General features: G+C 39.8%; 11 protein-coding genes. 9 read left to right on the forward strand and 2 right to left on the reverse strand.

Annotated elements, in window-relative coordinates; translation table 11 throughout:
* The 3 genes from RR45_RS03890 to RR45_RS03900 form a co-directional block, all read left to right on the forward strand.
* Positions 1-1,190, forward strand: a 1,190-nt coding sequence (locus RR45_RS03890; RefSeq protein WP_179295323.1) for a lipase family protein, incomplete at its 5' end; no start/stop codon positions are given.
* Between the two features lie 39 nt (positions 1,191-1,229).
* Positions 1,230-1,529: a hypothetical protein gene (locus tag RR45_RS03895; protein ID WP_031365367.1), complete on the forward strand. Its 300-nt coding sequence runs from the start codon at positions 1,230-1,232 to the stop codon at positions 1,527-1,529.
* A 4-nt stretch (positions 1,530-1,533) separates the two neighbouring features.
* Positions 1,534-1,833 carry a hypothetical protein gene (locus RR45_RS03900; protein ID WP_031365368.1) on the forward strand — a complete coding sequence of 100 codons (300 nt, stop codon included), beginning with the start codon at positions 1,534-1,536 and terminating at the stop codon, positions 1,831-1,833.
* Between the two features lie 349 nt (positions 1,834-2,182).
* Here RR45_RS03900 and RR45_RS03905 read toward each other — a convergent pair whose 3' ends face one another.
* A complete protein-coding gene (locus tag RR45_RS03905) occupies positions 2,183-2,971 on the reverse strand; it encodes a Cof-type HAD-IIB family hydrolase (protein ID WP_031365369.1) in 789 nt (262 codons plus the stop codon).
* A gap of 39 nt (positions 2,972-3,010) precedes the next feature.
* Between RR45_RS03905 and RR45_RS03910 the strand changes: the two genes are divergently transcribed.
* Together RR45_RS03910 and holA are read left to right on the forward strand one after the other, a co-directional pair.
* A complete protein-coding gene (locus RR45_RS03910; protein ID WP_072353502.1) occupies positions 3,011-5,383 on the forward strand; it encodes a DNA translocase FtsK in 2,373 nt (790 codons plus the stop codon).
* Positions 5,370-6,371, forward strand: a complete 1,002-nt coding sequence (gene holA / locus RR45_RS03915) for a DNA polymerase III subunit delta (RefSeq protein ID WP_031365371.1) — start codon at positions 5,370-5,372, stop codon at positions 6,369-6,371. Before RR45_RS03910 ends, holA begins: the two co-directional genes overlap by 14 nt.
* A gap of 533 nt (positions 6,372-6,904) precedes the next feature.
* On the opposite strand, the gene RR45_RS03920 is transcribed toward holA, so the two are convergent.
* A complete protein-coding gene (locus RR45_RS03920) occupies positions 6,905-7,690 on the reverse strand; it encodes a DUF559 domain-containing protein (RefSeq protein ID WP_031365372.1) in 786 nt (261 codons plus the stop codon).
* Positions 7,691-8,018: 328 nt separating this feature from the next.
* On the opposite strand from RR45_RS03920, the gene RR45_RS03925 reads away from it, so the two are divergent.
* From RR45_RS03925 to RR45_RS03940, 4 genes are all read left to right on the forward strand, one after another.
* Positions 8,019-9,167, forward strand: coding sequence for an amidohydrolase (locus tag RR45_RS03925; protein WP_031365373.1), 1,149 nt, complete (start codon positions 8,019-8,021; stop codon positions 9,165-9,167).
* 387 nt (positions 9,168-9,554) lie between these two features.
* Positions 9,555-10,505, forward strand: a complete 951-nt coding sequence (glyQ, locus tag RR45_RS03930; RefSeq protein WP_031365374.1) for a glycine--tRNA ligase subunit alpha — start codon at positions 9,555-9,557, stop codon at positions 10,503-10,505.
* Positions 10,505-12,535 carry a glycine--tRNA ligase subunit beta gene (gene glyS, locus RR45_RS03935; protein WP_031365375.1) on the forward strand — a complete coding sequence of 677 codons (2,031 nt, stop codon included), beginning with the start codon at positions 10,505-10,507 and terminating at the stop codon, positions 12,533-12,535. Before glyQ ends, glyS begins: the two co-directional genes overlap by 1 nt.
* A gap of 32 nt (positions 12,536-12,567) precedes the next feature.
* On the forward strand, positions 12,568-12,810 hold the full coding sequence (locus RR45_RS03940) for a DUF896 domain-containing protein (RefSeq protein ID WP_031365376.1): 243 nt from the start codon (positions 12,568-12,570) through the stop codon (positions 12,808-12,810).
* Positions 12,811-12,819 lie beyond the last annotated feature (9 nt).

Here is a 12,819-nt window from a genome sequence, read left to right on the forward strand (position 1 = left end):
CAATTCGTGGGAGTGATGGTGCAAGTATCTCCAGCTTGAATGACTGGGTTTCAAACGATGCCAATTTTGCTTTGACCAATACTTATATCCCACAAGCCAAACTTGCCAATCTTGCTTTGCAAGAAAAAATCAAAGAACTCAATGCCAAAGCACCTAATGCGGTCTTAAATGTTACGGGTCATTCGCTAGGGACAATGGTTTCAGCTCAAGCAGTCGCCAAACTTTATCAAGATGATATGAAAGCTTTTGATAAAATCGGAAAAGTTGTGCTATTTGATGGACCAGATGTTACGAAAAGTCTGAAAAAGATGGGGCTTTCCGATAAAGAAATTCAAAGGATTGGAGAGAAAGTCACTTACTATGTTAATCCTTTTGACATTGTGAGTATGTTGAATAGAACAGAACCCTTGGAAAAACAATTTGGGAAAGTGAACATCATCGTTCCTCTTCATTTCAATTCGACTTTTGATGGGCAAAGTAGTCACGATTTTGGGGAGTTTCAATTGGATGCGCATGGGAATCCTTTGGTTGCGAGCAAATCATTTCATCCGGAGTTGCTTGAAGCAGGAGAAAAACTTGCGAAGTTGATTGACAAAACGATTTCAACGCTTTCAGTAAGTGTCTCAATTACTGGTTTAGCAGGTGCTATCGCTGGGGGAATTACAGGATTGATTGCGCTAGGTTTGACCGCAGTTCAAGCAAAAGAGCTTTATGATTCTTATCAAAATATTATCCAAGTGGCTAAGAAAAAGTCTAAGGCATGGAACACGGCACATATTCCTGACTATCAAAATAGAATTCGATCCGCTACAGGTGCTCAAAAAATCGAATTGAGAGCCGAGTTATTACAGTCAGTTGCTCAAGATGCTGTTTTTCAATCAGAAGATATGGCGATTGAAGTAAAGACAATGGTAGATGAAGCAAAAGAAAAAGTCCAACAAACTATTAATGAAACGCATCAAGCAGTCGGAAATATTGTTCAATATTTAGATTATTGGGAAGTAAACAATCTTCTTTCTGAGTTTAATCTCTCTCAATTTTGGGATACGGGTAATGAAGAAGAAATTAGAAGTAAAACGGATCATTATCAAAAAGAGATGGAACACTTTGCGACAACTTTGATGAAAGTTTCTCAAAATATTCAAGAAGTAGATGCCCAAGGGGCAGTGGGTTTCAGTAAATTAATGTAAAGAATAGTTGAGGGAATGCGAGAAATGTACGAGACTTTTATGAATAATCCCTATCTAAATCCAGGATTATTGAATGAACAATTCGCTGAGGCGATGAAAGTTCAAGAACGATATGCAATTCAAGAAATTTTAAAAGCTAAAAAACTTTCAATCGAAATGCAAAGAAAGGCTCTTGATAAAAAATTAGATACGAAGAAAGAAGAAATGAAAAAATTTGCGAGTCAAACAGTCGCTTCAAATTTTAAGGAAGGATTGACGGGTAAAGCTGCCGAAGCGGCAGAAACACAGTTAAATTTATCAAAGTTTCAGCCAAGTTTTAATAATCCGATCAAGGGATAGACAAATGGACAATAATGAGAGATGGCGACTTGAAGAAGAATACGACGAAAAAATGAGATTAATCAATCAAGCGGAAGAGACAATTGAGGATTACCGCAATCAATTTCATCGAAAAACAAGTGATTTAGCTGATTATATTCATCGGTTTTATCATGAGTTGGAGAGCGAGTATGGGCGTCCCAATACCCAGCACTTTGAAGAAAATGTCGCTGAGTTTAACTGGTTTCTAAAACAAAAACAACAAGAGCTTGAAGAAACACGTGACGAAGCACGTAGAGATTATTACAGGAAAATGGAAGAATAGTTTTTTGTGAAGTCTAAATAAAGATATACCTACACCTAATGTTGCTTATCTCAATAGTATTTTACCCAATCATTGCTTTCAACATCTTAGATATGTTTTATTTATCAGGTTTTAATAGTAGTTTCTTACGATAGATAGTTAGTGCGCATATATCAGTTGTAACATCTTAAAAAACCGACAGAGTAGAATATAGTATAGTATAGTTGAGTTGAGTATACCTTACAAACCAAACCTATCATTTATAGAGCCAAAAGAAAGGCAATTAGAGTTGCATTGCCTTGCTTTTGGGGTTCTAATTGTCTTTAGCCTGATCGTCTGACATAAGCAATCGTGCAAAATGTCACATCACTTAAAGCCACCCCCAATGCTTAAAAGCATTGACGATACCATGGTCGGTATTGGCAGTTGAGGTAAATTCAGCAATTGTTTTGAGCTCATCTATGGCATTTCCCATGGCAGTTGCATGGTCAACTGATTCTAGTAGGTGAATGTCATTTGGACCATCACCAAATCCGTAAGTTTCGCCAGTAAAGCCTAATAATTCAACGACTTTCTTGAAGCCTGTCCCCTTGTTTGAACCCGCATTGATGATATCAATGGAATAAGGCGTATTCTTGAAGTAATTAAATTCAGGCACTAGATTTTGATAATAGGCGACATCGGATGCTTGATTGCTGAAAATTAGGAGCATGTTAATTTCGTCTGTCAAGTAGCGCGTGTCATTGACTGTTGGTAATGGTGCATCGGTATAACCGTAAGCATCTTTGACAAGAGGGGTCATCTCAGAAACACAGTAACTTTCCTTATTATAAAACGCAAGGGCTTGATGTTTAGCTTCTGCTAATGTTTTCAGTCTCTGGATATTAGCCACCGCCATTGGCTCGTGGTAAATAGTTTCGCCCTCAACGATGATATATTGACCGTTCATAGCTACCACACTCGTAATACCTGACTGAGCCATGAGTGAGTCTAATTCAAAATGCCCACGCCCAGTAGCAATGACAGGTAAAACACCGTTGCGTCGAATGTGGTGGAGGGCTTGAATAACTTCCTCGTCTAGTTTGCTTTGTTGGTTTAAAAGCGTGCCATCAAGGTCGAAAAATGCCATCGCATGATATGTCTTGTTTATATTTTCCATACAATTAGTATAACAAATTATGGTATAATTATAGTAATTATGGCTAAAAAAACTCAGAAAAAAACACAAAAAAATAGAAAAATATCCAAAAAAGCTCAGGCTGAACAAGCAGAAAGACGAAAACTTGTCGCTCTGTTTGTCAGCTTATTTTTGCTAGTCTTTGCCGCAACACGTCTTGGCGTGGTCGGGATTTCGCTCTATAACTTAATTCGCATCGCAGTCGGCAGCCTCGCCTATCCAGTCATCATCGCAGCTATTCTCATCATTATACTACCCATCTTCAAAAAAGAATTCTCATCAGAACACCGCAAATCTGTCGTCGGTCTGATTTTAATCTTTTTGTCAATGGTACTGGGCTTTCAGGCATATTTTGACAAATTAACAGGGACTAACCACACTTGGACTCTGGTTTCAAGTCAGCTTCTTAAATTAAAAGTGACAGAGTTTGTGGGCGCGGGGATGCTTGGGCATGCCATTTATTCGCCATTGAAACTTTTATTTTCAGTTATCGGTGTTTATTTGCTTGCAGGATTTTTGCTCTTATCAGGTTTATACTTCCTATCACCACAATTTTGGCAGAACGTTTTTGCCAAACTAAAAGCAAGTTCAGTAGCGCGACATACTAAGCGTCAAGACAAAAAAGTAAAACGTCAAGAAGCGCGCGAAGTGGCAGAAAAAGCAGCAGCTGTCACCGCAGCCATGCCAATTGAACTAGCAGAAGAGCTTGAACCAGTAAGTATTGACCCACAAGAATTGTCTGCACCAAGTAACTATGATGTCTTACCTTACAAAGAACCTGAGATAGTTATGCCAGACTATGAACCAGAAACAGGCGAAATCATAACACCAGAAACGACTGCAGATGACGCGATGCAAGAAGATGATAATCAACCTATCAATTTCACAACAACACCCGAGATGTCTCGTTATCGCCTACCTGATGCCTCTTTACTTGCGCCGACACCCATTAAAAATCAAGCTAATGAGCGTAAGAATGTTCAACATAATATTAAAATATTAGAGACAACCTTTAAAAGTTTTGGCATTCAAGCCACAGTCGAGTCTGCAGTAGTTGGCCCGTCAGTCTCTAAATATGAAATTAAGCCTGCAACAGGTGTTAAAGTCAGCCGTATTTTAAATCTACAAGACGATTTGGCATTAGCTCTGGCAGCAAAAGATGTCAGAATTGAGGCACCAATCCCAGGTAAATCAGTTGTTGGTATTGAAATTCCTAACTCAGAAGTCGCTATGGTTGGTTTCCGTGAGATGTGGGAAAATGCGCGGACCAATCCGGAAGAACTCTTAGAAGTACCACTTGGTAAGGCAGTTGATGGCACAATTAAAACTTTTAACCTCGCTAAAATGCCCCATATCCTAGTTGCAGGTTCTACAGGTTCAGGAAAGTCAGTCGCTGTTAACGGTATTATTACCAGCGTCCTGATGAAAGCTCTACCTAGTCAAGTTAAGTTCCTCATGATTGACCCTAAAATGGTCGAACTGGATGTCTATAATGACATTCCACATCTCCTCATACCAGTCGTGACCAACCCACGTAAGGCAGCTAGAGCCTTGCAAAAAGTCGTGGATGAGATGGAAAACCGCTATGAACTTTTCCGTCGAGTCGGTTCACGTAATATCGAAGGCTATAATGCTAAAGTCGAAAAATTCAACGCTGAAAATCAAGAAAAACAACAGGCTTTACCACTTATCGTTGTTATCGTTGATGAGCTAGCCGACTTGATGATGGTCGCATCCAAAGAAGTCGAAGATGCTATCATTCGGATTGGGCAAAAAGCACGTGCGGCAGGTATTCACATGATTCTTGCAACACAGCGTCCATCAGTTGATGTCATCAGTGGTTTGATTAAAGCCAATGTACCAAGTCGAGTTGCTTTCGCTGTCTCATCTGGTACTGATTCTCGGACCATCATTGATAGCAATGGTGCAGAAAAACTACTCGGTCGTGGGGATATGCTTTTCAAACCGATTGATGAAAATCACTCGATTCGTTTGCAAGGTGCCTTTTTATCAGATGACGATGTTGCTAGTGTCGTTGACTTCATAAAAAACCAAGCCAGCGCAGATTATGATGAAACTTTTGACCCAGGTGAAGTGGCAGAAGATGATGCCAGAAGTTTTGATAGTAATGGAAGTGCCGGTACATCAGATTCTGGAGACCCACTTTTCGAGCAAGCTAAACAGCTCGTTATCGAAAGCCAAAAAGCCTCAGCATCCATGCTACAACGTCGCCTTTCGACAGGCTTTAACAGAGCCACACGTATCATGGAAGAGCTAGAGGCAGCCGGCATTATCACACCTGCTGAAGGTACAAAACCTCGGAAAGTTTTAGTAGCGCATCTGGAAGAGCCTGCGGCTGATACTGAAAATGGAGGTAACCATGACAGTATTTGATGAGCTATCACGCGTAACAGCAGAAACCTTACCTCAGTTTACCGTTATCTCAGGGGAAAATGACGATATTATTTCTGAGCTGAAAACGCAAATCCTAGAGAAAATCGGCTTTGATTCATCTGATTTATCTCAGGCCTATTTCGACATGACAGAGTCTGACCCCGATTTAGCACTCGAAGAATTGGAAAGCCTCCCTTTTTTTGGAGACGGCATGCTCGTTGTATTTGAAAACCTTTGGGATTTAACGACAGTCAAAAAATCAGTCTTAAATGACAAGCAATTAACACGGTTAGAGCATTTTTTAGACCATCCGCTTGAGTCAACTCAGGTCATTTTTATCTTTCATGGCAAGCTAGATGGTAAGCGTCGGATTGTCAAAAAACTTAAAAAAATAGCCTTTGATTTAGAGGCAACTGACTTAAAATCAAATGAATTGACCCAGTATTTTGTTTCTGATTCAGGTTTACAACCTAATATTGTTAATCTAATCATTGAGAAGTCAAATGCTAATTTTGCCATCATCAGACAGAATATCGAAATGGTCAAAACCTATGCGGATGGTAGAGCAATAACGCCTGATGATGTCCAAGCAGCAGTACCCAAATCCCTATCTGACAATATTTTTGACCTGACGGAGTTGATTTTGAAGTCAAAATTAGTTGATGCACGGGCTTTGGTAGCAGATTTGGTGTTGCAGGGAGAAGATGAGATTAAGTTGTTGTCGATTTTGACGACAAATTTTCGCTTGTATTTTCAAATCAAACTTTTATTAGATAAACACTATACAGACCGCCAATTGGTAGAGTTTTTGAAGATTAATCCTTACCGTTTGAAATTTTTGGTTGGGCCTGCGCGAGCTAGAAGCAAAGCTTTTTTGGCTCAAGCCTTGCGCCAGTTGATTGACACTGACTTCAAAATCAAGTCAGGTCAGGCAGATAAAAAATTTCTTTTGGATATGGCTTTGATTCGCTTATCGGGGATAAAATAAATGAATGAGACTGAGATATATTGTGCAGTCAACGATTGAAAAAGCAAATCGGGTGTTAAATTAATCACCTGATTTGCTTTTTTTGTATTATCGTCATGCTAGCTTGTCAAGAAGAAGGAAATATGAACTGCTCTTCTTGACGACGATATGGTAAATTATTCAATGGTCATAGAGATTTAGCAAATTTATATTGTTTCCGAGAAAGATTCCCAAATTCGCACGAAATCGACTTTTTTGTGACTAAAATCGTATTGTTTCTGAGAAAGATTCCCAATTTCGCACGAAATCGACTTTTTTGTGACTAAAATCGTATTGTTTCTGAGAAAGATTCCCAATTTCGCACGAAATCGATGTTTTTGTGACCAAAATCGTATTGTTTCCGAGAAAGATTCCAAAATTCGCATGAAATCGATGTTTTTGTGACCAAAATCGTATTGTTTCTGAGAAAGATTCCCAATTTCACACGAAATTGATGTTTTTGTCACTAAATTTACATGAATGTATTTAATTCAATTTAGTACTACTTCTCGTGATCAATAATGTTTCTTTACAATTTTCTTGCCGTAATATCTCCGTTTAGGTATTCCGTAATTTTCAAGTATCTGAGCAAATCGACCGTTTTCAAAATCATGATTCATCACACGCATTATCTCGTATCCTTCTCGAATTAGATCCGATTCTCTTTGCCTTTCATTTGCCCGCTCATTCACATTACTGCTATATTTTATAAGACCATCAGCTTCTAAAATAATTTTTCGACCTTTAAATTCAAATAAAAAATCAACACGATACTTCTTTTTATTTTGACAAATCACTTGGTGTTGTTGAACTGGGATTATGACACCTGCCACATATAATTTAAGGCGAACTTTAGTCTCAAATGGTGATTCATCCAGTCTACTTGCAAATGATACTAGATGTCTTAATTTTGCAACCCCAGATTTCTGCTTTTGAGACTGACAATAGTTTAAAATTGTTTCTACACTGATTTCATTTTTATATAAATGATGACTAATTGATGAAATAGCTGAAATTTCTGTGTCGTTGACAGCAAGTTCAAGTAGTAAATCAACGAGTGTGATCACATTAAATCCTTTATATTTGCTCTTTTTAAAATAGGGTCGAATGTGCGTAATCGCTGTTCTATTTTTTATTTTCTTGTTAGATTGTACCGTATGAATTTCCAAAGGCAATTCCTCCCACCGTGGAGTTTCATAGAGAATTGCTGCATTTGTGTAACAAAAAATAGTATCAGGATTGTTTTTGGCATAATCTGTCATCATATTCAATAGTATTTGATTTTTATCTGTTTCTATCATCTATATCATTTCTCCAAATAAATTCTTTTCTACTTTAGAATACGTATTTTACGCTTAATTGTTATAATATAGACAATGTTTTTATGTACTCATCAGTCCAAACTAGATTTTTCAACATAAATTGAGATTGAATAAAATTTTCGAAAAAATGATAGATTAAATTATGCTAAATTTATACTTTCGTCATCTGAAATCAATGGCTTTATTTATTTTTTGTTAAAAATAAATAAAGCATGATACAATGGAGTAACAGTTATTTGATCTTATAACATCAAGTTAGCGTATCATGATCCTTAATTAAATATGATATAGAAAAGGAGTAACAGCAATGACAATTTCAGCTGAGCATTACGACGAGTTAGTATCAATTCGTCACCATACTCATGAAAACCCTGAGCTGTCAGGTCAAGAATTTCAAACAACAGCATTTTTAAAGCGATATCTTGAAGATTTAGATATCCAAGTATTAGATACAGGTCTCAAAACGGGTTTAGTGGCTCAGCTCGGTCAAGGAAAACCTGTGATTGCCTTGCGAGCAGATATTGATGCGCTTCCGATTTTAGAAAATACAGGGTTAGCGTTTGCTTCTAAAAATGATGGTGTCATGCACGCTTGTGGTCATGATTTGCATCAAACAACTTTACTGGGTGCTGCAAAGATTTTGAAAAATCGTGAGGCTGAGTTGCAGGGAACAGTTAAACTGATTTTTCAACATGCCGAAGAAATCCATATTGGGGCAGATGAGATCATTGCGACTGGTGTCTTATCAGATGTGCAAGCAGTTCTTGGTTACCATAATATGCCGACACTGCCAGTTGGGCAGATTGGTATTCGAGAAAAAGGCATCATGGCTGCTGTTGATCAATTTTTTGTGACGGTTAAAGGTGTTGGCTCGCATGCTGCATACCCACATGAGGGTGTAGATAGTATTGTGGCGACTACTGCTATTATTTCAAGCTTGCAGCAACTGGTTTCGCGTAATATTGATCCACAACACGCTGTTGTCGTTTCTGTTACGCATATGGTAGCCGGTAATACTTGGAATGTCCTACCGGATGATGCCATTTTTGAGGGGACAATCCGAACGTTTGATACAGCCGACCGCTCTCTTGCCAAAAAACGATTTTATGATGTCACTGAAAATGTTGCGAAAGCTTACGGTGTGACAGCAGAAATTGATTGGATTGTTGGGCCTAATGTGACTTACAATAATCCAGAATTATCTGCGTTTTTATTCGAAAAAACGAGTGCTTGGCACGATGATGTTGTCATACCCGAAGCATCAAATGCTGGTGAAGATTTCGCGACTTATGTAGAGCAGATACCGGGTGTTTTTGCTTTCATTGGCAGTAATGCGCCAGGCAGTCCTGGTCTACATTTCTCTGACATGGTACTGAAAGATGAGACTATTCCTGTTGCAGTTGATTATTATGTCAATAATGCTTTTGCTCTGTTGGAAAAGTTAAGAAAAGGCTGAAGTTAGAGCAGCTCTAAAAGTCAAATTTTACAAATGAGAAAAGTAATGTGAGGGAGAGGTTACATTACTTTTTGATTAGTACAAATTGTTCAAGTTTTTATATGCTTAAGTTGATATGTTATACCATAGATATATCCCCTGAACTTATCACATCATTTTTTGACAATCATCATAAAATTTGCTAAAATAGTCTAAAGCAAAGAAAGCAAGTGGCGCGGGTGGAGCTTGAAAATGAATATGAGCGCTTGATTGATTAAAACAATCAAGAATTCAGGTGGAACCGCGTCGATAAGGCGTCCTGATACTAGAACACAATGTGTGTTGAGTATCTGGGCGTTTTTGTGTTCTATGCAACATTTTAAATGGCAAGACAGTCGTAATGGAGGAATTATGTCAAAAAAACTATCATTTCAAGAAATCATCCTAACGCTCCAAGAATTTTGGAGTAAGCAAGGTGCTAATCTTATGCAAGCCTACGATAACGAAGTAGGTGCAGGCACCATGTCGCCTTATACTTTTTTACGTGCCAATGGTCCAGAACCGTGGAACGCTGCTTATGTGCAGCCATCACGTCGCCCAGCAGACGGTCGCTATGGGGAAAACCCAAATCGCCTGTTCCAACACCACCAATTTCAAGTGGTGATGAAGCCATCTCCTAAAAATATCCAGCAGCTCTACTTGGATAGCCTTGCAGCATTGGGCATTAATGCCCTAGAGCATGATATTCGTTTCGTCGAAGATAACTGGGAAAATCCGTCTATGGGTGCTGCTGGGATTGGCTGGGAAGTTTGGCTGGATGGGATGGAAGTAACGCAGTTTACGTATTTCCAGCAAGTCGGCGGGATTGAAGTCGATTCTGTGACGTCTGAGATTACCTATGGTCTCGAGCGTTTGGCGTCTTATATCCAAGAGGTTGAGTCGGTTTATGACCTTGAATGGGGCAATGGTGTGCTTTATGGTGATATTTTTACCGAGCCTGAGTATGAGCATTCTAAATTTGCTTTTGAGGAAATCGAAACAGATACTTTTTTGACGCTCTTTGATACTTATGAAGCGCAATCAACTAAATTGCTTGATTTGGGTCTCGTGCATCCTGCCTATGATTTCATCTTGAAATCAAGCCATACTTTTAACTTGCTAGACGCGAGTGGTGCGGTTTCTGTTACGGAGCGTGCGGGTTATTTGCACCGCGTGCGGACGATGGCACGCAAAGTGGCGCGTACTTTCATCAATGAGCGTGCAAAACTTGGTTTTCCGCTCTTGAAAGATGTAGCATTACGCGATAAATATCTGGGAGAAAATGGCAAATATACGGAAGTTGCTGGAGGTGACAAATAATGGCAAACTATTTACTTGAAATTGGCGTGGAAGAAATGCCAGCGCACCTTGTAAGTGCTGCGTCTCAACAACTTGCAAGGCGCACGGCTGACTTTTTGACAGAAAACCGCGTGACCTTTGAAACCATCACTAAATTCTCAACACCACGCCGTCTGGCTGTTTTGGTCAATGGTCTAGCAGATACCTCAGCGTCAATTGACGAAGAAGTCAAAGGCCCATCAGCCAAAATTGCCAAAGATGCAGAAGGCAACTGGTCAAAAGCTATCCAAGGTTTCTCACGTGGTCAAGGTGTCACACCAGATGACTTGGTCCTAAAAGGCGATTACTACTACGCCAATAAACACATCGCAGGCAGCGCAACAGCTGATATTTTGACGAAAATCGGCAGCGATGTCATTAGCAAAATGAACTTTTCGACCTACATGAAGTGGGCGAATAACAACTTCCTTTTCGTCCGTCCAATCCAGTGGCTCGTTAGTTTGCTTGATACAGACCTCGTGCCCTTTGACCTGCTCGATGTCACAGCAAGCAACGTGACTTACGGGCACCGGTTCTTGTTCGACGATACAATCGTTTTAGAAAATGCGTCAGATTATGAAACAAGTCTGAAACAAGCCTTTGTCGTAGCAGATGCAGACGCTCGTAAAGCAACAATCCAAGCACAAATTGCAAGCCTTGCCAAAGCCAATAGCTGGGAGATCTACCTAGAACCAGGCTTGCTTGAAGAAGTCAATAACCTAGTAGAATACCCAACAGCTTTCGTGGGTGACTTCGATGCCAAATATTTGGAAGTGCCAGAAGAAGTGTTAGTCACATCAATGCGTGAACATCAACGTTATTTCGAAGTGCGTGATTTGGCTGGTAACCTCCAACCACATTTCATTTCAGTCAGAAACGGGAATGCTGAGCACATTGAAAATGTCGCCAAAGGGAACCAAAAAGTTTTAGTCGCGCGTCTGGAAGATGCTGAATTTTTCTGGCGTGAAGACCAGAAACTCAAAATTGCTGATTTGGTTGAGAAACTCAAAAAAGTGACTTTCCATGAAAAAATCGGATCAGTCCACGCCCACATGGGACGTGTGAAATTAATTGCTGAGAAATTACGTCAGCAAGCCAACTTGCCAGCAGATTACGATGCAAAACTTGATCGCGCTGCTGATATTTACAAATTTGACCTCTTGACGGGCATGGTCGGTGAATTTGACGAGTTGCAAGGTGTTATGGGTGAAAAATATGCGCGCCTTGCAGGTGAAGATGCGGCAGTAGCTACAAGTATTCGTGAACACTACTTACCAACATCAGCTGACGGCGCCTTGCCAGAAACTGAAATCGGTGCAGTCCTTGCCATTGCTGATAAACTGGATACCATTCTCTCATTCTTCACGGTTGGCTTGATTCCAAGTGGTTCAAACGATCCCTATGCCCTTCGTCGTGCGACAGCAGGTATTTTACGAATTATTGAAAATCAAAACTGGGATATTGAGCTGGATACGCTTATCGCCGAACTTTATACGCTTGACTTAAATGGTTTCAGCTATGACCGCAAAGCTGATGTCATGACCTTTATCAACGGTCGTGTGGCTAAGATGCTTGAAGGCACAGCGCGTTATGACATCATCGAGGCAGTTTTAGCGACTGGTTCGCTTGATGTGGCAGGTTTAAGAGCAGCAGCTCAAGCCATTGATGCGAAAACAAGCGATGCTGACTTTAAAACATCAGTCGAAAACTTGGCACGTGTCTTTAACTTGGCAAGTAAACTTGAAACGGTATCAGCAATTGACGAAAATCTCTTTGAGAATGCATCTGAAAAAGCGCTGTTTGCGGCTAACCAAGCCTTGACATTGACAGACGATAGCACACAAAATATCATCGCTTTATTCGCCTTATCAGCTCCAATCAGTGATTTCTTTGATAACACGATGGTCATGATAGACGATCAAGCCCTTAAAAATAACCGTTTGAGCTTGCTTGCTGACATCGCAGGAAAAGCAGGTCAAATCGCTGACTTCACATTGATTAATACAAAATAATCAAGTATATACGCACGTTTAGGAGTAAAAAAATGGTAACACCTCAAGATATTGAAAGAATTAATGAACTTGCTCGTAAGAAAAAGACAGAAGGCCTCACAGAAGCCGAGAAAGTCGAGCAAGCAGAACTTCGCCAAGCTTATCTTTCTGGCGTTAAATCAAGCTTGCGCCACCATGTCGAGTCAATCAAGGTCGTAGACCCTGATGGTAATGATATCACACCTAAAAAAGCTAGAAAAGCGCAATATGATAAAGGTTTGCGCGATACTTTATAAACAATTAAT

This window comes from Pseudolactococcus chungangensis CAU 28 = DSM 22330, from assembly GCF_002441885.1.
GTDB classification, from domain to species: domain Bacteria; phylum Bacillota; class Bacilli; order Lactobacillales; family Streptococcaceae; genus Pseudolactococcus; species Pseudolactococcus chungangensis.